The sequence below is a fragment of the Pseudooceanicola sp. NS-SX8 genome (assembly GCF_057380755.1).
Genome location: NZ_CM170819.1, coordinates 2946640 through 2971020, shown reverse-complemented (window position 1 = coordinate 2971020; position 24381 = coordinate 2946640). Strand labels below are relative to the sequence as shown.

General features: G+C 66.7%; 20 protein-coding genes. 3 read left to right on the top strand and 17 right to left on the bottom strand.

What is annotated here, in order from left to right; all coding sequences use genetic code 11:
* Positions 1 to 36 precede the first annotated feature (36 nt).
* The 5 genes from rsmA to lptF form a co-directional block, all read right to left on the bottom strand.
* Complete coding sequence (gene rsmA / locus AC2IR1_RS13580) at positions 37 to 879, bottom strand: 16S rRNA (adenine(1518)-N(6)/adenine(1519)-N(6))-dimethyltransferase RsmA (protein WP_486472502.1); 843 nt, start codon at positions 877 to 879, stop codon at positions 37 to 39.
* A gap of 1 nt (position 880) precedes the next feature.
* The gene (locus AC2IR1_RS13575; RefSeq protein ID WP_486472501.1) at positions 881 to 2149 is read right to left on the bottom strand and encodes a peptidylprolyl isomerase; all 1269 of its coding nucleotides are present in this window, start codon (positions 2147 to 2149) and stop codon (positions 881 to 883) included.
* Positions 2150 to 2358: 209 nt separating this feature from the next.
* Positions 2359 to 4539: an LPS-assembly protein LptD gene (locus AC2IR1_RS13570; protein WP_486472500.1), complete on the bottom strand. Its 2181-nt coding sequence runs from the start codon at positions 4537 to 4539 to the stop codon at positions 2359 to 2361.
* Positions 4539 to 5654 (bottom strand): LPS export ABC transporter permease LptG, encoded by a 1116-nt coding sequence (gene lptG / locus AC2IR1_RS13565; protein ID WP_486472499.1) that lies wholly within the window; start codon positions 5652 to 5654, stop codon positions 4539 to 4541. The genes AC2IR1_RS13570 and lptG overlap by 1 nt, the downstream gene beginning before the upstream one ends.
* Positions 5651 to 6799 (bottom strand): LPS export ABC transporter permease LptF, encoded by a 1149-nt coding sequence (gene lptF / locus AC2IR1_RS13560; RefSeq protein WP_486472498.1) that lies wholly within the window; start codon positions 6797 to 6799, stop codon positions 5651 to 5653. Before lptF ends, lptG begins: the two co-directional genes overlap by 4 nt.
* A 283-nt stretch (positions 6800 to 7082) precedes the next feature.
* Between lptF and AC2IR1_RS13555 the strand changes: the two genes are divergently transcribed.
* Positions 7083 to 8549: a leucyl aminopeptidase gene (locus AC2IR1_RS13555; RefSeq protein ID WP_486472497.1), complete on the top strand. Its 1467-nt coding sequence runs from the start codon at positions 7083 to 7085 to the stop codon at positions 8547 to 8549.
* Between the two features lie 4 nt (positions 8550 to 8553).
* Entirely contained in the window at positions 8554 to 9018 is a 465-nt protein-coding gene (locus AC2IR1_RS13550; protein WP_486472496.1) for a DNA polymerase III subunit chi, read from the top strand.
* A 91-nt stretch (positions 9019 to 9109) separates the two neighbouring features.
* Here AC2IR1_RS13550 and hflX read toward each other — a convergent pair whose 3' ends face one another.
* The 5 genes from hflX to AC2IR1_RS13525 all read right to left on the bottom strand — a co-directional run bounded on the left by hflX (position 9110) and on the right by AC2IR1_RS13525 (position 16411).
* Positions 9110 to 10381, bottom strand: coding sequence for a GTPase HflX (gene hflX, locus AC2IR1_RS13545; RefSeq protein ID WP_486476416.1), 1272 nt, complete (start codon positions 10379 to 10381; stop codon positions 9110 to 9112).
* Positions 10381 to 10620, bottom strand: coding sequence for an RNA chaperone Hfq (gene hfq / locus AC2IR1_RS13540; protein WP_085890017.1), 240 nt, complete (start codon positions 10618 to 10620; stop codon positions 10381 to 10383). The genes hflX and hfq overlap by 1 nt, the downstream gene beginning before the upstream one ends.
* Before the next feature lie 124 nt (positions 10621 to 10744).
* Positions 10745 to 12295, bottom strand: a complete 1551-nt coding sequence (locus tag AC2IR1_RS13535; RefSeq protein ID WP_486472495.1) for a TrkH family potassium uptake protein — start codon at positions 12293 to 12295, stop codon at positions 10745 to 10747.
* 9 nt (positions 12296 to 12304) lie between these two features.
* Positions 12305 to 13681 carry a Trk system potassium transporter TrkA gene (gene trkA / locus AC2IR1_RS13530; protein ID WP_486472494.1) on the bottom strand — a complete coding sequence of 459 codons (1377 nt, stop codon included), beginning with the start codon at positions 13679 to 13681 and terminating at the stop codon, positions 12305 to 12307.
* A gap of 228 nt (positions 13682 to 13909) precedes the next feature.
* The gene (locus tag AC2IR1_RS13525) at positions 13910 to 16411 is read right to left on the bottom strand and encodes a penicillin acylase family protein (RefSeq protein WP_486472493.1); all 2502 of its coding nucleotides are present in this window, start codon (positions 16409 to 16411) and stop codon (positions 13910 to 13912) included.
* A gap of 110 nt (positions 16412 to 16521) precedes the next feature.
* On the opposite strand from AC2IR1_RS13525, the gene AC2IR1_RS13520 reads away from it, so the two are divergent.
* A complete protein-coding gene (locus AC2IR1_RS13520; protein WP_486472492.1) occupies positions 16522 to 17394 on the top strand; it encodes an NAD(P)-dependent oxidoreductase in 873 nt (290 codons plus the stop codon).
* Positions 17395 to 17481: 87 nt separating this feature from the next.
* Here AC2IR1_RS13520 and AC2IR1_RS13515 read toward each other — a convergent pair whose 3' ends face one another.
* The 7 genes from AC2IR1_RS13515 to AC2IR1_RS13485 all read right to left on the bottom strand — a co-directional run bounded on the left by AC2IR1_RS13515 (position 17482) and on the right by AC2IR1_RS13485 (position 24321).
* Positions 17482 to 17814, bottom strand: coding sequence for a DMT family transporter (locus tag AC2IR1_RS13515; RefSeq protein WP_486472491.1), 333 nt, complete (start codon positions 17812 to 17814; stop codon positions 17482 to 17484).
* 9 nt (positions 17815 to 17823) lie between these two features.
* A complete protein-coding gene (locus AC2IR1_RS13510; protein ID WP_486472490.1) occupies positions 17824 to 18459 on the bottom strand; it encodes a YitT family protein in 636 nt (211 codons plus the stop codon).
* 62 nt (positions 18460 to 18521) lie between these two features.
* The gene (locus AC2IR1_RS13505) at positions 18522 to 19148 is read right to left on the bottom strand and encodes a YitT family protein (protein WP_486472489.1); all 627 of its coding nucleotides are present in this window, start codon (positions 19146 to 19148) and stop codon (positions 18522 to 18524) included.
* 234 nt (positions 19149 to 19382) lie between these two features.
* Entirely contained in the window at positions 19383 to 20597 is a 1215-nt protein-coding gene (locus tag AC2IR1_RS13500) for an NADP-dependent isocitrate dehydrogenase (protein ID WP_486472488.1), read from the bottom strand.
* 166 nt (positions 20598 to 20763) lie between these two features.
* Positions 20764 to 21972, bottom strand: a complete 1209-nt coding sequence (locus AC2IR1_RS13495) for a multidrug effflux MFS transporter (RefSeq protein ID WP_486472487.1) — start codon at positions 21970 to 21972, stop codon at positions 20764 to 20766.
* A 170-nt stretch (positions 21973 to 22142) separates the two neighbouring features.
* On the bottom strand, positions 22143 to 22802 hold the full coding sequence (locus tag AC2IR1_RS13490; protein ID WP_486472486.1) for a DsbA family oxidoreductase: 660 nt from the start codon (positions 22800 to 22802) through the stop codon (positions 22143 to 22145).
* Positions 22786 to 24321: a class I adenylate-forming enzyme family protein gene (locus tag AC2IR1_RS13485; RefSeq protein WP_486472485.1), complete on the bottom strand. Its 1536-nt coding sequence runs from the start codon at positions 24319 to 24321 to the stop codon at positions 22786 to 22788. Before AC2IR1_RS13485 ends, AC2IR1_RS13490 begins: the two co-directional genes overlap by 17 nt.
* Between the last annotated feature and the right edge of the window lie 60 nt (positions 24322 to 24381).

Sequence of the window (24381 nt, the reverse complement as noted above, 5' to 3'; positions counted from 1 at the left end):
GGGGCCGCCCTTTGTCGTTTCGGTGATCGGCTGTCTTCAGCCGGCCACGATGTTGCGGGCCAGGGCGCAGAACTGTTCGAGGCCCACGGTCTCTGCGCGGTCGGTCGGCTGGATGCCGGAGGCGAGCAGCCGGTCTTCGAGGTCGGGCGCCAGGCCCTTCAGCGCGGCGCGCAGCATCTTGCGGCGCTGGTTGAAGGCGCGGGCGACGACACGTTCCAGGACCTTGGGATCGGCCGGGTAGCGTGGTTCGGGCAGGGCCGTCAGGTGCACCACCGCCGAGGAGACCTTGGGCGGGGGCGTGAAGGCTTCGGGCGGCAGGGAGATGGCGATGCGCGCCTCTGCCCGCCAGGAGGCCAGCAGGGCCAGGCGGCCATAGGCCTTGGACCCGGGCTGCGCCACGATGCGTTCGGCGACCTCGCGCTGGAACATCAGGGTCAGGCTTTCCCAGAAGGGCGGCCATTCGGGCGGCGTCAGCCAGCGCACCAGGAGTTCGGTGCCGACGTTGTAGGGCAGGTTGGCCGCCACGCGGATCGGGGGCGTCAGATGCGCCAGGGGATCGACTTCCAGCGCGTCGCCCTCGATCACCTGCAGGCGGCCGGGGTAATGGGCCGCGATCTCTGCCAGGGCAGGCAGGCAGCGGCTGTCCTTCTCGATCGCCAGGACCTTGCGGGCGCCTTCGGCCAGCAGGCCACGGGTCAGGCCGCCGGGGCCGGGGCCGACCTCCAGCACGTCGCAGCCGGTCATGTCGCCCGCCTGGCGGGCGATCTTGGCGGTCAGGTTCAGGTCCAGCAGGAAGTTCTGGCCCAGCGACTTCTTGGCCGCGAGACCATGGGTCGTGATGACATCCCGAAGCGGCGGGAGCCCGTCGATGGCCGCCATCTTACTCGACGATGCGCGCTTCGGAGCGCAGCTGGGCCAGGTAGCCATCGGAGTAGGAGGCGAGGCGACGGTTCTGCAGCTGCTGCAGAACGGCGGCGCGATCCACCTCTGCCGCGTCCGGGGCACCGGCGGGCGTGCGACCGCAGAGCATCAGCAGCATCAGCGTCTGGCCATCGTTGCGGGTGAGTGCGGTCGAAACCTCGTTGTCGTCGAGCTTGGCCAGCTCGATGGCGATGTCCTGCGGGATTTCGGAGGGCGCTTGCGACTGGCGTTGCAGAACCTCTTCGGGCTGACCCTTGGCCACGGCGTAAAGATCGTCGCAACGGTCAAGGCCCGCTTCGATCTTGGCGGCGGTTGCCAGAGCGTCGGCGGAGCGGCCGCCGGGAATGAAGTACTGGGCGTAGTCGATGGCGGAGTAGCCCTGACGGGCGCCGCCGGTTTCACGCACCGCGCGCAGCTGGAAGATGGCGTAGGCGCCGTTCACTTCGATCGGCTGGGTCACCTGGCCGGGCTGAAGGCCGAGGATGGTGGATTGCAGCGCGGGCGGCAGGTTGGAGACGTTCATCCAGTTCACGCGGCCCCCGGCATCGCGGCTGGGCGCGGCGGAGTAGTCCCGCGCGGCAGAGGCGAAGGCGTCGATGGAGGTCAGCTGCGCCAGCTGGCTGGCCAGGTTCAGGGCCGCCTGCGGATCGCCCGCCGTCGGAATGAAGATTTCGGAAATCAGCACCTGCAGCGCGCCCTGCTGGCCCTGGCTGGCAATGGCGCGATCAACCTCTTCTTCGGTGATGTTGACCTTGCCTGCGAAGAGGCCGCGCACGACCTGGCGCCAGATCACGTTGGCGGCGACGAAATCGCGGAAGGTCTGTTCGGCGACGCCCGCACCGGCCAGCTGCTGAACGAAGGTGTCCTTGTCGAGGTTCGCGCGGGAGGCAAAGTCGCTCATGCCGGCATCGACATCGGCCGGAGAGGCCTTGATGTCGAAGCTGTCGGCGGCGCCTTCCTTCAGGCGATCCTCGATCAGCTGTTCTCGGGCCAGTTCGGTCGTGTCGCCGGGCGCGTTGAAGATGGTGAGCATCCGCGCGCGCTGGTCGATCTCGTACTGGGTGATGACCTTGTCGTTGACGCGGATCGCCGGGCCGAAGGTCTGCGCCCGGGCATCGGGGCCGGAGGTCGCGACCAGGGAAAGACCCGCGAGGGCGGCAAGGGCCAGGCTGCGGCCACGGGAAAGCGCCTTGAGGAGCGGCTGTCGGGTCGGAACGGATCGGATCATGTCTGCCTGCGTCTCTTTCTGCCCTGACCGGGCTATCTGCCGGGGCCGGGTCGCGCGCCTGTCGGCGGCCGTCCGGTCCTGCCCCTATCTATATCCTTTTGTGCCCGCGCCTCAATCGCTTCCTGTGCGCTGCCGCGGCTTCTGGCCGCCCGGGCGCATCGCTGCCGTCTCAATATCGGTTGGGCCCGTATCCGTCATGACCGTATGGGTCACGAGCAGGACTTGACCGAGGTGGTGCCGCCGGAGGTGGCGGAGAAGCCGCGCAGTTCGATGGTGAAGCTGAAGTCGGTGGAGGGGGTGAGCACGGTGGAGGAGGCGAAGCTCTTGGACACGGCGAAGGCCACGTCGACGCATTCGTTCGACCATGTGACGCCCAGGCCCGCTTCGGCCAGGCGGTCATCGGCCACGTCGTAGCGCATGTTGGCGGAGGTGAGCCAGGTATCGCTCCAGCGGTAGTCGCCCGCCAGCACCCATTCGGAGATGACGTTGGGCCGGTCTTCCTCCGCATCCGCATCCAGCCAGACGTAGGAGGCGGTGATGCCTGCGCGGGCGTTCTGCCAGGCGGCCTGTGCCTCGGCCTTGCCGGGATCGAGGTCTTCGCCGAAGAGGCCGCGCGCGGCGAGAGACCAGCCGTCCGGCCCCACGATCTGCCCCGCCACCAGGATGTCCGAGAAGGTGCCGGAGAGGCCCGAGCTCTTGGTGAAGTCGTCGGAGGGGTTCTGTTGCACGATCTGGCCAAGGACCAGCCGGCCATCCCAGCCGGAGGGATCGAAATGGGCCCAGGAGACGCCGTAGGCACCGCGCCAGCCGCGTTCGCGGCGGTCGGGGGCACTGAACCGGGTGAGGCCCAGCAGGTTGCCTTCGTCGAATTCGAGCCGGGTGCTTTCGTCGTTGGCGACGTTGAGGTTGTGCCCGCCGGACCAGGCGATCTGGCCCACGGGTTCCAGCACCTGGGTGGCGCCGGTGGAGGTCACGCGCGACAGCGGCCAGCGCAGGGTGACGGCGGTCATGGGGGTGAGGCCGGCCTGGCTTTCGGGCAGGTCGGCGTCCTGGGCGGTATAGAAGGCATCGGCGGCGAGGCCTGCCATCACTTCCGCACGGATGCCCGCGGGCAGGGTGTACCAGCGGCGCCAGTCCGCGGTCGCGGTCAGGCGGGTGACGTCGCGGCCATCGGTGATGTCGTCCGCGTCGCTGCCGTCGGTATCGCTGTCGGAGGAGCGGTAGTGATTGTGCAGCTCGGTCCCCAGGCGCAGTTCGCCGCCCAGGGTGGAGGGGAAATAGCGCTTTTCGTAGGTGGCGTCACCGATGATGGAGGGCAGGGTCGCGTTATCCTCGTCATCGCGCAGGGAGTAGTAATTGGTGAGCGAGAGGCTGAGCCATTCGTCGCGGCGGGCCCGTTCGACGGCGATGCGGCTGTCGAGGCGGTCCTTGTCGGAATAGTCGTAGTCGTTGAGGTAGCCGTCGTCGGTGACCGCTTCGAGGTCGAAGGTCAGGACCATGTCGCGGGGCAGGTTGAACCGGCCGGAGGCATCGACATAGCCCCGGGTCTGGCCCGGCAGCAGGTCGTCGCTGGACACGGCGCCGGTGACGGTGACATTGCCGTTGCGGAAGATCTGGCGGTAGCGCAGTTCGACGGTGCGGGTGTTCTGCGACAGGTAGGGGGTGACGCGCAGGTCGCGGCTGGGGTCGATGGCCCAGAAATAGGGCAGCTTCAGCCCGGTCCCCAGTTCCGAGTTGCGGCTGAGCGTGGGGATCAGGAAGCCGGAGGCGCGGTCCTGGCTGGGATCGGGCATCCGCAGGTGCGGCAGGTACATGACCGGGATGCCCTTCACCTCGAACCGGGCATTGTCGAAGTAGAGCTGGCCTTCTTCGACGTCGTGGGTGACGCGGGTCGCGCGGATCTGCCAGAGCGGCGTTTCGCCGGGTTTGCAGACCTTGCAGGACGAAACGGTGGCCTTGTAGAGCTCGTTATAGCGGCCCTCGCTGCGGGCGAGCTGTGCGGCGGCAAGCTGTACCTGGGAGGACAGCATCATGCGGGCACCGGTGAGCAGGCCGTTGCGCAGATCCTCGTCCAGTTCGGCGCTGTCGGCGATGATCACCGTGGCGCCGTCGTCTTCGGTCAGGCGGATCGGCCCTTCGATCATCAGCTCGCCGGTGGACTGGTCGTAGATGATCCGCGAGGCGGTCAGGCGGGCGCCGTCCTGGAAGGCTTCGACGTGGCCTGCGGCAATGATGCGGTCCTGGCCGTCCAGGGCGACGCTGTCGGCAATCAGCATGGCCGGATCGGCCGCCGCGCCGAGGCTGGGCACCAGGCCTATGAGCGCGGCCAGGGCCGTGGCGCGGCGCGCACGGGCGAGGAAGGTACGGGTGAGGGCGGGAGCGGCGGGCATTATCCGTCCTCCATTTGCAGCAGCAGCCCGGTGGCGAGCAGGACCGCGGCCACGGGCGGGGACCAGGCAGCCATGAGGACGGGGATCTGCCCGTTTTCCCCAAGCACCTGGGCGAAGTTACGTACGTAGTAGAGGGCAAAGCCCAGCAGGATCGCCATCAGGACCGACTGGCCGGTCTTGCCGAAGCGGGCATGGCGCATGGTGAAGGCGGCAGAGACCATAACCATGGCGATCAGGAACAGCGGGCGCGCCAGTTCCATGTTGAACCAGACGGCATGACGCCGGGCAGAAAAGCCGGCATTTTCGAGCTGTTTGATATAGGCAGGCAGTTCCCAGATCGGGATCGCCGAAGGATCCCCGAAACTGTCGCGGATGCCCTCTTCGGTCAGGGTCGAGGGGATCGAGTAGTGATCATGGGTTTCCGCGCCGGCCTCCGGGTTGTTGCCGCGCGTCAGGGGCCAGATCTTAACCCCGTCAAGCTCCCACGCGCCATCGACGAGGCGGGCGCGGTCGGCCTCTATCCGGCGCAGGGGGCCGCCGTCGCCTTCGTTCGGGCCGGCGGGCGCGTAGGAGATCATGGTGACCTCGTAGAGCTCGGTCGCCTGGGCATTGGCGCGGGCCGCCCGGATCACCGTCTGGCCTTCGGCGCCGCCCTGGCGCAGCCAGAGCCCTTCGGCGGAGACGGAGAGCGTGGCCGCCCCGCCGGAGCGGTAGTGTTCGGCCACGTCGTCGTATCGCTTGGAGGTGGAGGCGACGATGGGGTTGATCATGGCCACCGACAGGACGCCGATGAGGAAGGCAACCACCAGCGGCGCCATCAGGGCGCGCAGCCCGGACCGGCCGACCGCCCGGCTGACCACCAGTTCCGACGACCGCGCCAGCGCGATGAAGAGCGCCACGGTGCACAGGATCATGATCAGCGGCAGGATTTCATAAAGACCCGCAGGCACGTTGAGCAGGACCAGCCCCAGCACCTGGGTCAGCCCGACATCGTAGCCCGACATTTCGCGCATCTGTTCGACCATGTCGATCATGGCCGTGAGCAGGAAGAAGATCCCGAGGATCATGAGGAAGCTGCGGGCGAAGCGGCGGGCGAAGTAGAGGTCTAGGATCATCGGGCGATCTCCGCCACGGGGCCACGGCGGATGCGCCGGGGCATGGCCGCCCAGGCCAGCAGAAGGCCCGCCAGACCGACACCTGTCAGGAAGGGCAGGTAGAGCAGGGGCCAGAGCGCCCTGTCGACCCGCGTCGCATCCACCACGACCCCTTCGACAACCTTGACGACCACCAGCAGCACGATGGCGAAGATGATCTGCTTCCAGACGCCGAAGCGGGAGAAGCCGCCGACCTGCAGCGCGGCAAAGCCGATCAGCGCCGCGACGATGCACAGCAGCGGCTGGGTGATGCGCCCGTGCGCTTCCTGGACCACGCGGCCCGGGGTGCTGCCGGTGCGTTCGGCCACGCCCACCGGATCGGAAAGCAGATCCCAGATCGGCAGGTCACGCGGGCCCAGAACGACCTTGCCGGACACGTCGATCAGCGCGCCGACGTCATAGGCGAAGTCCTTGAAATGCGTGGTGTAAAGCCGGTTCGTCGCGGTATCCAGCGTCTGCGCCAGCCCGTCGATCATCACCAGTTTCGGTTCCGGGGCCGCATCGGCGCTTTCTGCGGCGTTGATCAGGTAGGCCCGGGCGGCGGTATAGGTCTGCACCTCTTGCGGGTCGCGCCGGTCCGACAGGAAGATGTCGTGGAGCGTGCCGTCGGGGTCGATCTGCCGGATGTAGAAGGTGATGTTGCCGGCCGGGTGCAGGAAGGTGCCTTCGGTCAGCATGCGCGCTGTCACATTGCGCGAGATTTCCTGATTCCGCCGGACGATTTCGCCGTGGGAGAGCGGCACGAGGATCTGGGTCAGCACCATGAGCATGGCGGCGGAGATCAGGCCGAACCAGACGGCGGGCCGGGCCAGGCGCCAGGGAGAGAAGCCGGTGGCCTGCATGACCACCAGTTCGGAATCGGAGCTGAGCCGGTTGGTGACGTAGACCGCCCCGGCAAAGGCTGCCATCGGCAGGGTGATGCGGATCACGTTGGGCAGGGTCAGCGCGGTGTATTCCAGGAAGACCCAGGCCGATTGTCCGTCCGCGATGAGCTGATCGAAGAGCCGCACCGCCGAGTTGATCCAGTAGATCGCCACCAGCACCAGTGCGAAAAATCCGAAGAGCATCATCAGTTGCGACAGGATGTATCTGTCGAATCGCGCCACGCGCACCCCCCGGGAGGACCTTGGTTCATGAGTCAAAACAGCAGCCTGCGCCCCGCCCCCCGGCAGGTCGCTGGCCGACATTAGCGGGTTTGACGGGCAGGGAAAACTGCAATCTGGTCAAAGGCGGCGTGGCGGGTTAGCGTCGCCCATCAAAGGCCCCGGACCCTCCGGCGGCGTCCGGACCGGGACGGGTCCGTTGACGGCCGGGCGGGCAGGCGGGCGCCCCCATCCGCCCGGGCCGCCACGCGCGTGCCGCAGGGCGAAGCTGACAAGGATGATGCTCTTGACCGATCCCGTTTCCCTGCGTTTTTGCGACCCCGATCTTGATGCCCTGGCAGGCCAGACCGGCCGGGTGGCCCTGGTGGTGGAGCCCGATGGCCGCCTGTCGGCGCCGGCGCGGCGGCTGAACAAGCTGACCCGGGGGGCGCTGGCGCGGATGATCGAGGCGGAGAGCTGGGCCGGGCGGAAGCCGGGTGAGGTGATCTCCCTCGCCTTTCCGGCGGGGCTGGCGGCAGAGGCGCTGGACGTGGTGGTGCTGCCCAAGAAGCCCGGGGCGGAACTGGCGCGCAAGACCGGCGCGAAGCTGGGCAAACTCCTGGGCAAGGGCGGGATGCTGGTGCTGACCGCGGGGCTGAAGGCGCCGGCGGAGCTGGCGCTTGGCCTGAAGCTGCGGGCCTATGACTACGATGCGCACAAGAGCGTCAAGGCAGGCGAGAAGGGCGATGTGACGGTGATGAGCCCCGCGCCCGAGGTCGATGCGCTGGCGCTGGATGCGCTGGTGGCGGGGGTCTTCTTCACCCGTGACCTGGTGAATGCGCCGGCCAACGTGCTGACGACGGAGACCTTCGCGGCAGAGCTGCAGGGGCTGAGCGATCTCGGCGTCGAGGTCGAGGTCCTGGAAGAGGCGCAGCTGGAAGAGCTGGGCATGGGCGCGCTGCTGGCCGTGGGGCGGGCGTCTTCGTCGCCGTCCAAGGTCGTGGTCATGCAGTGGAAGGGGGGCGAGGCGGAGGCGGCTCCGCTGGCGCTGGTGGGCAAGGGGGTCGTCTTCGACACCGGCGGCATCAGCCTGAAGCCTGGGCCAGGCATGGAGGAGATGACCATGGACATGGGCGGCGCGGGGACCGTGGCGGGCACGATGAAGGCGCTGGCGCTGCGCAAGGCCCAGGCCAATGTGGTTGGCCTTGTCGGCCTGGTCGAAAACATGCCGGGCGGCGATGCCTATCGTCCGGGCGACGTGCTGACAGCGATGAACGGCAAGAAGATCGAGGTGCTGAACACCGATGCCGAAGGGCGCCTGGTGCTGGCCGATGTCCTTTGGTACGCGCAAGAGCGGTTCAGCCCGGCGGGCATGGTGGACCTGGCGACGCTGACCGGGGCGATCATCGTCGCGCTTGGCCATGAAAACACCGGGGTCTATTCCAACGAGGACGGTTTCTGCGAGGCCTTCCTGAAGGCCGCGAAGACCGAGGGCGAAGGCGCCTGGCGGATGCCGCTGGGGCAGGGCTACGATGACCTGATCAAGGCGCGGGTGGGTGACATCAAGAACACCGGCGGCCGGCCTGCCGGGTCGATCACCGCGGCGCAGTTCCTGCAGCATTTCGTCAAGCCGGAGACGCCCTGGATCCACCTCGACATCGCGGGCACGGCCTTCACCAAAGGCGGCACGGCCCTGGCGCCGGGCGGTGCCACCGGCTGGGGCGTGCTGGCGCTGAACCGGCTGATCGCCGACGGCTACGAGACGAAGGACTGATCCCTTGGGAGAGGTCTATTTCTACCACCTGACCCGATCCTCGGTCGACGGCGCGTTGCAGGCCCTGCTGCCGCGCGCGCTGGCGGCGGGATGGAAGGTTGCGGTGCGCGGGCAGGATGCGGAGCGGCTGGACTGGCTGGATCAGAAGCTGTGGCTGGGCCCGGAGGAAAGCTTCCTGCCGCACGGACAGGACAAGAACCCCCATCCGGAGCTGCAACCCGTGCTGCTGACCCTGGGCCAGGCCGCCAATGCGCCCGATTGCCTGATGTCCATTGATGGCGCGGCGGTCGATCCGGGGGAGCTGGACGGGCTGAAACGGGCCTGCATCCTGTTCGATGGCCATGACGAACCAGCGCTGTCCCATGCCCGAGGGCAATGGAAGGCGCTGACCGGCGCGGGCTGCGCGGCCGTCTACTGGTCCGAGGAATCCGGGCGGTGGGAGAAGAAGGCGGAAAGCGCTGCGAAGTAATTGCCTGCGGCGGGGGAAGTGATCGCCTGCGGCGGGAGCTGGCGGTTGATCGGGGCAGCCCTGACGGACTGCCCCCAATCGCAGTACTCTGTCAGAGCGCGCGGAAACGTTCCGCCTGCCGCGCAGTCCAGAGGAGGTCGAGTTCGAAACCTTCCTCCGTCTGGCGTTCTGCCTGGACGATGCCTTCCTTGAAGGCCCAGGCGCGGCGCTTGCCATCGGTGAAGGGCAGGGTGATCGTCTCTCTCACCCGTTCGGTATCCAGCGCGCGGGTGATTTCGGCCAGAAGCTCCGTCAGGCCGGCACCGGTGATCGCGGAAATCGGCAGGATCGTTTCATCCCGCACGGCGGAGGTCATGAGGCGGTCCGCCTCTCCCTCCGGCAGGAGGTCGATCTTGTTCCAGACTTCCAGCACCGGCACGTCTTCGGACAGGCCGAGATCGGCCAGGATGTCTTCGACATCGGCCTTCTGTTCCCGGGTTTCGGGATGCGAGATGTCGCGCACATGCAGCACGAGATCCGCTTCCAGCACCTCTTCTAGGGTGGCGCGGAAGGCCGCGACCAGCTGGGTCGGCAGGTCCGAGATGAAGCCCACGGTGTCCGACAGGATCACCTCTGCCCCGGTTTCCAGCTTTACCCGGCGCATGGTCGGGTCGAGCGTGGCAAAGAGCATGTCCTTGGCCAGCACTTCCGCCCCGGTGAGCCGGTTGAAGAGCGTGGATTTCCCGGCGTTGGTGTAGCCCACCAGTGCGACGATCGGGAAGGGCACCTTGGCACGGGAGGCGCGGTGCAGCTCCCGGGTTTTCACCACCTTTTCCAGCTGCTTGCGCAGGCGGACCATCTGGTCGTCGATGGCGCGGCGGTCGGCCTCGATCTGGGTTTCGCCGGGGCCGCCGACGAAGCCGAGCCCGCCGCGCTGCCGTTCAAGGTGGGTCCAGGCGCGCACCAGGCGCGTCCGCTGGTAGCCGAGGGCGGCCAGTTCCACCTGCAGCACGCCTTCACGGGTGCGGGCGCGGTCGGAGAAGATTTCCAGGATCAGCCCGGTCCGGTCCAGGATCTTCACGTCCCAGGCCTTTTCCAGGTTGCGTTGCTGTTTCGGGCTGACGGGGCCGTCGATCAGCAAAAGCTCGACCTCGGCCTCCTTGAGGACCTGTTTCAGTTCCTCGACCTTGCCGGAGCCGAAGAGGGTTTTCGGCTGCGGCGTGGCAATGCGCACCAGCTGATCGCCAACCACCTCGAGCCCGGGGAGCGCATGGGCAAGGCTGACCGCCTCCGCCAATGCGTAGCGAGGCGCGTGGCGCGCCTCTTCCCCCTTGAACTCGGGGTGGATCACGAAGGCGCGGGTGAGCGCCGTTTCATGTCCGATCAATTGTCGCCGTCGCCTTCGTAAAGGGAGATCGGTTGCGACGGCATGATCGTGGAGATCGCGTGCTTGTAAACCAACTGTGCCTGTCCATCCCGGCGCAGCAGCACGCAGAAGTTGTCGAACCAGGTGATCACGCCCTGGAGTTTGACACCATTAATCAAGAAAATAGTGACGGGAACCTTGGTTTTCCGAACGTGGTTCAGGAATGCGTCCTGGAGGTTCTGTCTATCGGAAGCCATCTTGTTACGCCTTTATAGTCGTTTTTTATCGCCGTGCGCGGCTCTTGCGGGCCCGAGTATGGAGAGGAGACTGGAAAGATTCCAGCCCCGATCTTCGATTGGCATGCGCTGACGCAGGTGTGCATCAGTCGCGCCACAGGTCCGGGTTGAACAGGGCGATGATCGCCAGCAGCTCCAACCGGCCGAGGATCATGAAGGCGCAGAGCGTCATCTTGGCCGTGGAGGAGAGATCGAGCAGGGCGACGGGTTCGGCGCCGCCATGCACGGTGAGCTGTCCGGCATTGGCCAGGGCCGCGACCGACAGCACCGTGGCGCTTTCGAAATCGATGCCCAGGGCCGAGAGGATCGCCATGCTGGCGGCCAGGCAGATCGCGAAGAGCATGAAGAAGACCCAGGCCTGGAAGGCGCCGTGGCGGCGGATGCGGCGCCCGGCGATGCCGGTGCCGGAAACGGAGGAGGGATGGACCAGCCGGTCGAGCTCCCTCCGGCCCTGGAGGTAGAGCGTGTAGACGCGCAGCAGCTTGACGCCGCCCGCGGTGGTGGCCACGCCGCCGCCCACCATGGCCAGCCCCATCAGGACCATGCCCGGCGTGGCCAGCCCCGACCAGGCCTGTGCGGTCTGCCAGTGCATGCTTTCCCAGCCGGTGGTGGTGAGGAAGGAGAGCACGGTGAAGATCGCCCCCCAGAGCGCGCCGAAGCCCAGGCCCAAATCCTCGCCCGAGCCGACGTCGAAGGAGGCGATCCAGTGGCGCAGGAAGAGCAGCAGCGGCACCACGATGACGATGGAGATGCCGAGGCGGAATTCGGGGTCGCGGTGCAGGCGGATCCGTTCGGTCACTGTGTCGGAGGAAAAGGCGACGCGGGACAGGGCGATCAGGAGGAAGGCGGAAATGATGACCTCCCCCCAGACGCCGGAGCCGCCTTCGGCCGGGCCGCCCACGGGGGAGATGCCGGAGGTGCAGAGCGTCGACATGGCGTGGATCACGGCAACCAGCGGGTCGTCGCCGGCGATCAGCAGCAGCACGCAGAGCGCGGCGGTCAGGCCGACGTAGATCGGGCCCAGCTGCATGGCGCCCCGGATCACCCGGCGGATGACGCCCGCGCGCTGGAACCGGGCCATGCGGCTTTCGCCTTCTTCGCGGCCCGCGGCAGTGATCTCGAACCCGCCCAGCGACAAGGGCGCCATGACGGCGGCGGCGGAGACCCAGATCAGGAAACCGCCCATCCAGGCGACCTGGGCGCGCCACAGGTGCAGCGGGGCCGAGAGCCTGCGGGGATCATCGAAGAAGGTCATCCCGGTGGTCGTGAAGGAGGAGACCATTTCGACGTAGGCGTTGATGAAACGAGTGTTGGGCAGGCTTTCGGCAAAGGGCACGGCCAGCAGTACGGGCAGGCAGAGGAAGGCCGCGAAGAGCGAGAGCAGGGCGAAGAGATCGGCGCGGCCCGTCGCCTCTTCCCGGCGGCTGCCGCGGGCCAGCCCGATCATGACCGCCACGGCGGTGCCCAGGATGGCGGTATAGAAGAAGGCCCGCGCGGTGGCGAAATCTTCCATGCCAAGCGCGAGGCCCGCAGGCACCAGCATCGAGACGGAGAGCAGCGCGAAGAGCACCAGGAAGAGGGGCTGCCCTTCCAGCCGTTGGGAAAATGTCTGCTGCGCGGGGACCGGCGGATGCATCCGGCGGCCCTAGAAGTAGTCGATGGAGACCTGCAGCAGGCGCTCCACTTCCGGGACGTCGGGGGTCAGGGCGAAGAGGATGATCGAGTCGCCCTCTTCGATCAGCAGATCGGCACTGGGGCGCATGACCTTGCCGTCCTTCATCACGGCGCCCACCAGCACGCCTTCGGGGAAGGCGATGTCGCGGATCGGACGGCCGGCCATGGGCGAGGTGGAAAGCACGTCGGCCTCGATCACCTCTGCCTCGGCGTCGCCGATGGAGTAGACGCCGCGCACGCGCCCGTGGCGGATGTGGCGCAGGATCGAGGACACGGTGGTGGCACGCGGGTTGATGTAGGCGTCGATGCCCAGCGGCGCCATCAGCGGCACCAGCGTGGGGTCGTTGATCAGCGCGATGGCCATGGGGCAGCCCAGGTTCTTGGCCCGGACGGCGGCCAGCATGTTGGTCTTGTCGTCATCGGTGATGCAGAGCACCGCATCGGCGCGGGAAATGCCCGCTTCGGCCAGCAGGGCCGAATCCAGGCCGTCGCCGTTCAGAACGATGGTTCGTTCCAGGGCGTCGGCGGCCCTTTCCGCCACCTTGCGGTTCTTTTCGATCACCTTGGACCGGATCCGGCGGCCGGATCCTTCCAGCCGCTTCGCGACCGTCTGCCCGACATTGCCGCCGCCGATGATCACCACGCGATCCTGCTGCTTGTTGGTCTTGCCGAAGACCTCCAGGCAGCGGGCAACGTCGTCTGCGTGGACGCAGATGTAGCATTCGTCCTCGGGGAAGATCTGATCGCCGGGTTCGGGGGCAAAGAGGCGGCCTTCGCGCCGGATGCCCACCACCACGGCCCGCAGGGTCGAGAAGAGGTCGGTCAACTGGCGCAGGGGGGTGTTCACCACCGGGCAGTCCGGGTCGATGTTGATCCCCAGCAGTTGCGCCTTGCCCTGCATGAACTGTTCCACGTCGAAGGCGGCGGGGGCTGCAAGCCGTTGCAGCGCCGCTTCGGCGACTTCCAGTTCGGGAGAGATCACGACGTCGATCGGCAGGTGATCGCGGCGGTAGAGATCGGAATAGATCGCTTCGAGATAGGAGCGCGCCCGGAGGCGGGCGATCTTGCGCGGCACCGAGAAGACGGAGTGGGCAACCTGGCAGATCACCATGTTCACCTCGTCCGAGAAGGTGGCGGCGATGATCATGTCCGCGTCACGCGCCCCGGCCTGGTCGAGGATGTCGGGGTAGGAGGCAAAGCCCGCGATCCCCTTCACGTCGAGCGTGTCGGTGGCGCGCCGCACGAGGTCCGGATTGTTGTCCACGACGGTGACGTCGTTGTTTTCGCCAGAAAGGTGCCGGGCGATCTGCCAGCCGACCTGGCCTGCCCCGCAGATGATGACTTTCATGGTTTCGGATCCCGCTGTCCCTGCGCGCTATACGAAAAACCTGCATGGCAGAGCAGGCAGGAGCGGTCAATTCAATTCAATGAGTTTGTACCGCCCGGTTAATTGTGCCGTCTGCGATGCCCTTGAGGCGGCGGCATGTGTCTGGGCTGGCAATTGATGGCCTGTGCCGGCCTGTGCTGGCCGGGCCGGATCCCCGGATGACGGGCGGGGCCGCCATCCGGGGGGGGATCAGCCGCCGGTGGGAAGAAGGTGCGTGACGCCGACCGCCGCGGCCCGTGCAAGCCCCTGGTCAAGGGACATGGGGATGTATTCCCCGCGCCGCCAGCGTTCGCCCAGGTCATCGTAATGGCGCGACAGGAAGTGGCCGGACTGGCCCGTCGCGGTCACGAAGACCGAACTGTCGGGGTCGGCGAAGTCGTAGACCCCGCGATAGCCCGCGCCGTGCACGTTGAGGAAGGGGTTGTCCCCGGTGCCAGAGGTCAGCCCCCGCATCAGCGTGTTGTCGCCGCCCGAGGTGCTTTGCCGGATGTTGAAGAAATACCGCAGCACGGGGACGTTGCCCAGGAACTGGTGATCATGGGCCGCCTGGTGCAGGTCCCCCCAGCGGAGGCTTTCGAGGTTGTCGCCGTAGCGTTCCTTGATCTTCAGCAGGGCCTCGTCCAGCGCCTGGCGGGCAATGTCGGTGCAGCTTTCCTTCGGCGTCGACTGGATGATGTCGCACCAGCGGGAGGCCCCGTCGATGTCACGGTAGACGCGTTCGATGAAGACCGGATCCACATGGGTGAAATCATCGGCAATCGGGCCGAGCTCGTCCCGGATCAGCTTGTCCTGAAGCTCCCTCAGCCAGGCGGCGTAGAGCAGCGGTTCGGGGAGATGTTCGTTCATCTCTCCGTTCCAGTTCGCCAGCAGGTTCAGCGCCTGTTCGCGCAGGTGTTCGGGCGTGCCGTCGGGCGCGGGTTCGCCGGTGTACCACAGGTCCTTGCCGATCAGCGGCAGGAGCGAGCGGGCGGTGAAGGAGACGGTATCCAGCTGCGCCTCGATGAAGCTGTCGCGGGTATGGACCTGGCGGGTCTGCATCAGCCGCTGCCAGCGGTGGATCCGCTGGGTGTCGCCCCAGTCGAAGGTGACGTTTCCGGGGAAGGGCCGGTCGGTGAACTTGTTGTTGGTATTGCCCAGCAGCCCGCCCGGCGGGTCGATGATCTGCACGTTGTCGTCGTAGGGCAGGGTGCCGGACCACTGGTTGTGCTTGACCCAGCCCAGGGTGGGCAGGCGGCCCTTGGTGTCATGGGCCGGATCGCGCGCGGGTACGGCGCCGATCATCTTGAAGGCGATGCCCGTGGCGTCCGCCAGCATCAGGTTCTGCGAGGGCGCGATCTGTGGGCGCGCGGCCTCGATCGCCTCTTCGACGGTGCGGGCGTACATCAGGTTCACCCCGGCGGACAGGGTGGTGTCATCGGGCGAAAGCGCGGTCCAGGCGACGGAGGGAACATGCCCCGGCGGGGTGATAGAGCCCAGGCGATAGAGCGAGCCGGGCAGGACGGGGCCGTTGTCCGTCCAGCGCAGGGTCAGGGTGACGGGCTTGCCGTCCTTGATGTTGATGATCGTCTTGCGGGTCTCGAACCGTTTCCAGCCGTCGGCGGTGCGGTATTCCTCGGGATTGTCGGGGTTCACCTCTTCCATGTAGACATCGGCATCGTCGAGGTAGGAGGAGGTCAGCCCCCAACCGAGGAAGTGCGAACGGCCCGACAGGATGGAGGGCAGGCCGGGGATAGTGGCGCCGATGACGCCGCCCTGCTGCAGTTCCATCCGGGCCAGGTACCACAGTGTCGGCGCGGTGAAGCCCAGGTGCGGGTCATTGGCCAGCAGCGTGCCACCGGTGGCTGAGCGCGAGGGCGCGGCGGCGAAGGCGTTGGAGGCGCCGGCGAAATCCTTGCTCGCGAAGGGGGAGAAGGTGCTGTCGGGCAGCCCTTCTGGGGTGAAGCCGCGGGACGGCGTCGCATCGGCATAGCGGGTACCGGGCCCGTCGAGGGAGGGCATCAGCGCGGCATAATCGGGCGCCGCGATGGCGGTGCCGGGCGCATCGGGCAGGATGTCTTCCAGCATCGAGGGATCGGGCAGGGCGGCGAAGACCCGGGCGCGCTCCACCTCTGAGGCGAGGCTGCCGGAAAGCTGCAGCGCCATGAGCTTGCCGATGGCGATGGAATCGGCGGGCCGCCAGGGGGCGACGGTGGCATCGACCAGGAACATCTCCGGCGCGCCGCGGCCCAGGGCATCGCGGTTGACCTCGTTGATGCGGGCGTTGACGCCTGCAGAATAGGCTTTCAGCGCGGCCAGGGTGCGGGGATCCTGGTCTTCCACCGACTGCAGGGCGAGGTTGTAGAGGTCGAAGCGCCGCATCAGCCGGTCGACCGACAGGGTCCGGGTGCCGAAAAGTTCGGACAGGCGGCCCTGGGCGGTACGGCGCAGGGTGATCATCTGCCACAGCCTGTCCTGGGCGTGGGCGTAGCCCAGGCCGAAGAAGACGTCATCGTCGGTCTTGCCGAAGATATGCGGCACATCGGCGGTATCGCGCACGATTTCCAGCGGCGCGGAGAGGCCGTCGACCTTCAGGGTCTTGTCGTAATCGGGCAGTGAACGCGAGGCGAGGAAGTAGATTCCGACGGCAGCGATGACCGAAAGCACGACCAGTGCCCCGGCAATGCGCAGCAGCCAGCGGAAAAGGAATTTCATTGGTTCTCCTGCCCTTGCGTTCCGGCGAGACGCCGGACAGTCTGGCGCCACGATTTACAAGCGGCGCCGGTTTCCGCACCGGCGCGTGCAGCATTACAGGGGAATGAGCCATGGTGAAAGTCGCCTTTCTGGGATTGGGCGTGATGGGCTATCCGATGGCGGGCCACCTGGCCGCCAAGGGCCACGAGGTCACGGTCTACAATCGTACGACGGCCAAGGCCGAAGCCTGGGTGGCCGAGCACGGCGGGGCCTTTGGCAAGACCCCGGCAGAGGCCGCGGCCGGTGCCGATTTCGTGATGACCTGCGTCGGCAACGACGACGATCTGCGTGCCGTTTGTGCAGGTGAGGGCGGCGCCTTCGAAGGCATGGCGCCGGGCGCGGTGCTTGTCGATCACACCACGGTGTCGGCCCGCGTCACGGCCGAGCTTTACGCCATCGCCGCAGAGAAGGGCTTGGGCTATCTGGATGCGCCGATCTCCGGCGGGCAGGCGGGCGCCGAGAACGGCGCGCTGTCGGTGATGTGCGGCGGTGACGAGGATGTCTTCGCCAGGTGCGAGCCGGTGATCGACGCCTATGCCAAGGCCTGCCTGCTGATGGGCCCGTCGGGCGCGGGGCAGCTGACGAAGATGTGCAACCAGATCGCCATTGCCGGCGTGGTGCAGGGCCTGTCGGAATCGCTGAACTTCGCCCAGGCCGCCGGTCTGGACGGCGAGAAGGTGATCGGGGCGATCAGCCAGGGGGCTGCGGGCAGCTGGCAGATGTCGAACAGGTACCAGACCATGCTGGCGGACGAGTTCGAACACGGCTTTGCCGTCGACTGGATGCGCAAGGACCTGAACATCTGCCTGTCCACGGGCGATGAGATCGGTGCGCCCCTGCCGATGACCGCGTTGGTGGACCAGTTCTACAAGGACGTGCAGGCCATGGGGGGCGGTCGCTGGGATACCTCGGCGCTGATCAAGCGGCTGAAGGCCTTCGGTTGAACCGGCGAGGATCCGTTTCAAGGAACGCGAAAGGGGCGCAATGCGCCCCTTTTTCATGTCTGCCACGTGAAGTCTGCCGAGCAGGCTTCAGTGTGGCGAGGCGTTGGAGAAGAGCTGTATCACCGCGATGCCCGCGCCGATCAGCAGCATGCCGAGGATCGCGGGCAGGTCGAGCTTCTGTCCGAAGATGACGAAGCCGATGATGGCGATGAAGACGATGCCCATCCCGGACCAGAGCGCGTAGACCACGCCCACCGGCATGTGGCGCAGGGTCAGCGAAAGGAAGTAGAAGCTGAACCCATAGGCCACCAGCGTGATCGCGGAGGGCACGAGCCGGGTGAACTGCTGGCTGGCGTGCAGCGCGGAGGTGCCGATGGTTTCAAGCGCCACGGCGATGACGAGGGTCAGGTAGGCGGGCATCGGGGATCCTCAGGTCGCGACGTACCAGTCCTTGCGGTGGTTGATGGCGATGACGAAGTTCACCACGATCGAGCCGAGCAGGGACCACAGGAAGGCGGCGCCGGGCAGCACGAAGAAGGCCACCACGTAGAGACAGGCATCGAAGGCCAGCTGGGTCCAGCCGGCGCGGAAGCCGGTCTTGTCCTGAAGGTAGAGGCCCAGGATGCCGATCCCGCCCAGCGAGGCGCCATGCCGGAAGAGCGCCAGAAGGCCCGACCCGGTGACGAAGCCGAAGAGGATGGCGCCGACCCAGGGGGTGAGTTCCGCAAAGACGACCTGGGTGCCGATGAATTTCGACAGCACGGCGAGCATCAGGACCGAAATGAAGGTCTTCACCGTGAATTTCAGCCCCATGCGCGTGTAGCCAAGCCAGTAGAACGGCAGGTTCACCACGAAGAACACAGGTCCGAAGCCCCAGCCGGTGACATAGGCGATCAGCACGGCAAGGCCCGCGGTCTGGCCCGTGACCAGGCCGAGCTGGGTCAGGATAACGATGCCGAAGCCCGACATGGCGGTGCCGTAGAAAATGCCCTGGATGTCTTCCAGAAGGCTGTGGCCGGCCTTGCCGGTTTCCGTCCGCTGTTCAGGCGTGTTCGTGTCGGTCATCTTCGTCCCCGGGTGATGGTGCGTCCGTCGTAATCCGGGGGAAATTGACTGTCCAGAGGCGGTCAGTCGGCGATGTAGCGGTCCCGCCGGTGGTTGAAGGCGATGACACCGTTCAGGATCACGGCCCCGTAGAGCGAATAGAGCACGGTGCGGGTGTCGAACAGGAAGTAGGCGATCGTGAACAGGACCGCGTCGATGATCAACTGCACGTAGCCCGCGCGGAAACCTGTCTTGTCCTGGATCAGCAGCGCGATGACCCCAAGTCCGCCGAGTGATCCCTTGTGGCGGAAGACGCCAAGCAGCCCGTAGCCCGTCAGGCATCCGAAGATCGTGGTGCCGAGGATCGGATTGAGGTGTTCGAAGCTGAGCCCCAGGGGCATCCAGTCCACCATGATCGACAGGGCGGTGACGCAGAAGAAGCTCTTGAGCGTGAATTCCGCGCCCAGCCGTTTCCAGGCGAAGGCGTAGAAGGGCAGGTTCACGGCGAAGAAGACCGTGCCGAAGCTCCATCCGGTCACATAGGCGATGATCAGCGCCAGCCCGGCGGTCTGTCCGGTGATGAACCCCAGCGACGAGATGAAGACCAGGCCCGTGGCCGTGGTCAGCATGGCGATGGCTATGCCCTGGATGTCTTCGAGCCAGGTGTGGTTCTGACGATATTCGGTCGGAATGGGGATAGGTGCGGGCATGTTTCTCCCTGGAAACAAAGTCAGCAATGCTTCCTCTTTTTAGCGCATCCCGTTCCGCCTGCACAGGGGGGATCGCACAATCCGTGGCCATCTGACGCCGGGTGCCGGCGGAGCGGCGCAGGGTGTGGCATCCGGGGGCGCCTGTCGGGGGCGCCCAGGGACCGGGCGCATGCAAAAGGGGCGGCCCTATGGCCGCCCCTTTTGTCGTTGCTGTCGTCAGGACGATGGCGGCCGTCAGCCGCGCAGGGCCTTGTTGAGGTTCTGATCGACCTTTTCGAGGAAGCCCATGGTGGTGAGCCAGCCCTGGTCGGGGCCGACCAGCAGGGCGAGGTCCTTGGTCATGAAGCCCGATTCCACGGTTTCCACGACGACCTTTTCCAGCGTGGTGGCAAAGGCCATCAGCGCGGTGTTCTCGTCCAGCTTGGCGCGGTGCTTCAGGCCACCGGTCCAGGCGTAGATCGACGCGATGGAGTTGGTGGAGGTCTGCTTGCCTTCCTGGTGCTGGCGGTAGTGGCGCGTCACGGTCCCGTGGGCGGCCTCTGCCTCGATGATCTTGCCGTTGGGCGTCATCAGCTGGGAGGCCATCATGCCGAGAGAGCCGAAGCCCTGGGCCACAGTGTCGGACTGCACGTCGCCGTCGTAGTTCTTGCAGGCCCAGACGAACTTGCCGTTCCACTTCAGCGCGCAGGCGACCATGTCGTCGATCAGGCGGTGTTCGTACCAGATGCCGGCGGCCTTGAACTTGTCGGCGAACTCTGCCTCGTAGATCTCTGCGAAGAGGTCCTTGAAGCGGCCATCGTAGGCCTTGAGGATCGTGTTCTTGGTCGACAGGTACACCGGCCAGCCCACGGTCAGGCCGTAGTTGAAGGAGGCGCGGGCGAAGTCGCGGATCGACTCGTCGAGGTTGTACATCCCCATGTAGACACCGGCGTCGGGCGCGTCATAGACGACCTTCTCGATCTCGGTGCCGTCCTCGCCGACGAACTTCATCGTCAGCTGGCCCTTGCCGGGGAAGTGGAAATCGGTGGCCTTGTACTGGTCACCGAAGGCATGGCGGCCGACAACGATGGGGTTGGTCCAGCCGGGCACGAGGCGCGGCACGTTGCGGCAGATGATCGGCTGCCGGAAGACCACGCCGCCGAGGATGTTGCGGATCGTCCCGTTGGGCGAACGCCACATCTTCTTGAGGCCGAATTCCTCCACCCGGGCTTCATCCGGGGTGATGGTGGCGCATTTCACGCCGACGCCGACTTCCTTGATCTTCTCGGCCGCGTCGATGGTGATCTGGTCTTCCGTCTCGTCCCGGACCTGAATGGACAGGTCGTAGTAGAGCAGGTCGATGTCCAGATAGGGCTCGATAAGCTTTTTCTTGATGAAATCCCACATGATGCGGGTCATCTCGTCGCCGTCGAGTTCGACGACGGGGTTCTCCACCTTGATCTTCGTCATGGGCTGGCTCCCTGCGATGTTCGGAACGGGCTGGAATCAAGCCGCGTGCGGCTTTCATCGCTTCCATAGACTAATCTAATGTTAGCGGAAACCCCGGTATGCGTTGGTATACAACTTTTCGTGCGCAGAGTCCGGCTTCGCCCGTGCCGCGTGCAGCCGATAGGCGTCAGCGGTCGCGCTTACGCTCCAGCCCGCGCATGCGCAGGGTCAGGGGGAAGGAAATGAGGCCCAGGACCGTCAGCGTCAGCAGCTGCGGCAGCAGGGTGCCGTCGAAAAGCTGTGCCACGATGGTGGAGACGATCGCCCCGGTGATGGTGGAGATCGCCCCCAGGACAGAGGCGGCGAGGCCCGCGATATGTCCGATGGGTTCCATGGCCAGCGCGTTCAGGTTCCCCATGGTCAGGCCCATCTGGTAGAAGACGGCCCCCTGCCAGAGGACGTAGAAGGCGAAGTAGCCCGCGCCGTGTCCACCGAAGAGGTGGACGCAGAGCATCAGGAGGCAGAGCGCGAGGAAGACCGCCTGGGTGACCGAAATGATGAGCCGCATGCCGTAGCGCCCCACCAGGGCCGCGTTCACCATGGAGGAGGTCGCGCAGAAAATGCCGATCCCGAAGAACCAGAGCGGGAAACTGTCGGCACGTTCGAAGATCAGGGAGAAGGTGGGTTCGATCATGGAGATCGAGGTGAAGAGCATCGAAAAGATCGCGGTCTGCACCAGGATCGACAGGCGGACCATGGGGATGGCGAACATCTCCTTCATGGCGTCGATCAGGGCACGGGCGCGGAAGGCGCGGCGCGATTGCTGCGGCAGCGGCTCGTCCAGGCGCGTCGTCAGCCAGAGCGCGGCGATGAAGGCAAAGAGGAAGAGCACGACGAAGAGCCCGCGCCAGCTGGTGGCGGAGATAATCAGGTCGCCGATGAAGGGGGCCATGGCCGGGAAGATGGTGAAGACGATCATCACGAAGGAGATCAGCCGGGCCATTTCGCGGCCCGCGTAGAGGTCGCGGATGATGGCGATGGAGACGATCCGGGGGGCCGAGGCGCCAAGCCCCTGCAGGAAGCGCGCGAAGATCAGCATTTCCATCGTAGGGGCCCGCCAGGCAAGGACGGCCCCCAGGAGGTAGAGCGCGGTGCCGGTCAGGATCACCCGCTTGCGTCCGAAACTGTCCGACAGCGGCCCGGTGAAGAAGGTGCCGATGCCCATGCCGACCATGAAGGCCGACAGGACCAGCTGGGCATTGTTGCGCACGCCATCCGCCAGGTCGTTGGCGATTTCCGGCAGGGCGGGCAGCATGGAGTCGATCGAGAAGGCGACGGTGGCCATCATCATGGCCATCAGGCCAACGAATTCCACCGGGTGCAGGCGCTTGGGCATCTGGTCTCCTCCCTCTGCGATTTACATGCGGCTAGCAGGTTTTTTCGCGCAGTACCAGCGCCGCCCCCGGCGCGCGCGCATGGGGCCGGCGGGCGGACGCGTTGCGCAGGCCGGGCGGCCCTTGGCGGCGGTTCCGATGCGCGTTCGTTGCCAGGGGCGGATGGTCGGTGTCAGGCGGTGCCGGCGTCTTCGTCCGCCGCGATCTGGCCCGCGATCTCGTCGATGACCTGCAGCCAGAGCTCCACCGGCTGGGCGCCGGGCACCGCGTGTTTCTGCGCGACGATGAAGGTGGGCACGGAGTTGACGCCCATCTGGCGGGAATGGGCGTCGCGGTCGCGGATCGCCTGTTCGTCGGCGTCGCTTTCCAGCAGGCGCGCGACCAGGGCCGCATCCATTCCGGCGCTGTCGGCGATATCGCACAGGACCTCGTGGTTGCCGATGTCGCGCCCTTCGCGGAAGTTGGCCTTGAAGAGCGCATCGACCACCACGTTCTGCACCCCTTCAAGGCCCGCCCAGTGGATCAGCCGGTGAGCATCCAGGGTGTTGGGGGTGCGGGTGATGGCGGGGAAGTCGGCTTCGATCCCTTCATCGCGGGCCCGGTCGGCGATCTGGCCATAGACGCGGTCGGCCGTGTCTTCGCCGAACTTGGAGACGAGGTAGGCGCGGCGGTCCATGCCTTCGCGGGGCATGTCGGGGTTCAGCTGGAAGGGATGCCATTCGATCGTGAAGGGATGGGCCGGCCGCTCTGCCAGGGCGCGGTCGAGCAGGGTCTTGCCGATGTAGCACCAGGGGCAGATCGGATCGGAGAGGATATCAAGCTTCACGGTCATCGGATGTCTCCCAGAGCGCGCGGAGGGCGGCGCGCTGCAGTTTGCCGTTGGGATTTCGCGGCAGCACGTCGAGGTGCTGCCAGATGCGGGGCTGCTTGTAACGGGCCAGCCGCTCCGCCGCCAGAGCGGAAAGCGCCGCGGGATCCTGCGGGGTGCCGGTGTAGAAGGCGGCGATGAGGGTGGCGTCTTCCTTCACCTCCACATCGGTCACCGCGATCTCGGTCACGCCGGGAAGGTCCGAAAGCGCGGCCTCCACCTCCAGCGGTGAGACGCGGTAGCCGCCGGCGTTCATCATGTCGCCCGTGCGGCCGATATAGGTGACGGAGCCGTCGGCGGCCATGGTGCCGTGATCGCCGGTCAGGAACCAGTCGCCGGACATGCGGGCGGAGGTGGCCTCCGGCGCGTTCAGGTATCCCAGCATCAGGCCGGGATCGCTGCGGGCGACGGCGATGGTGCCTTCCTTTCCCAGCGGGACGGGCGTGCCGTCGGGGCCCAGGATGGCGATGCGGCGGCCCTGCTGCGGGCGCCCCAGGGTGCCGGGCGCGGCAGGGCCGGAGGGGGAGCCGGAGAGGAAGGTGGAGACCTCTGACATGCCGAAGGCCTCGTGGATCTCCAGCCCGGTGGCATCGCGCCAGTCCTCCCGGATCCGGTCGGAGAGCTTTTCACCCGCCGACAGGCCGTGGCGCAGTTTCGGCAGGGACAGCTGCGGGTGGTGCGACAGCAGCTTGCGATAGACGCCGGGGGCGGCGGCAAAGAGCGTCGCCTCGTGCCGTTTCAGAAGCAGGGGCAGGCTTTCCAGCGGCGTGCCCTCGGCCGGGATGAGGGCGGTGGCGCCGAGGGTCCAGGGATCCATCAGGCCGGTGCCGAGGGTGAAGGTCCAGTTGAAGGCACCGGCGTGGAGCAGGCGGTCTGCGACCTGCAGGCCGTACCAGTCCCGGTGCATCATCTGCCGGGCCCAGATGGCGCGGTGCGCGTGCTGCACGGCGCGCGGATGGCCCGAGGTGCCGGAGGTGAAGACGATGTAGGCGGGCCGGTCGGGGTCCCCCATGTGCCAGTCGGCGGGCGGCAGGTCGCGCATGGCGCGCAGCGCCTGCGTACCGAGGACCGGCACCTGAACAGTCGGTGTCGCGATGCCCTCTGCCTGCAGGATGGCCGCCGGGGCGACGGTGGCGATTATCTGTGCCACCTCTCTCTCCGTCAGCTGGGCGGAGGTGGGCACGGGCACCAGCCCCGCCGCAATCGCGCCGAGGTAGGCGATGGGAAAGTCGACCGAATTGCCCAGCCGCATCAGCACAACCTGGCCCGGGGCAAGCCCCGCAGCGAGCAGGCCCGTGGCCGTGCCCCGTACGGCTGTTTCAAGGCGCGCAAAGCTCCACCTTTCGGCGCGTGACAGGCCAAGGATCGACAGGGCGACCTTGTCCGGCGTTGCCGCACCGGCGGCGAGGACGTGCCGGGCCATGTTGAAGGGCGCGGGACAGGGCGCGAAGGGCCCCCGGTCGCAGAGGGAAAGGTCTGTCATGACATATTGCTAGGGGGCGGGCGGGGCCGTGGCAAGCGTTGCGCCAGCGTTGCAAGCGGA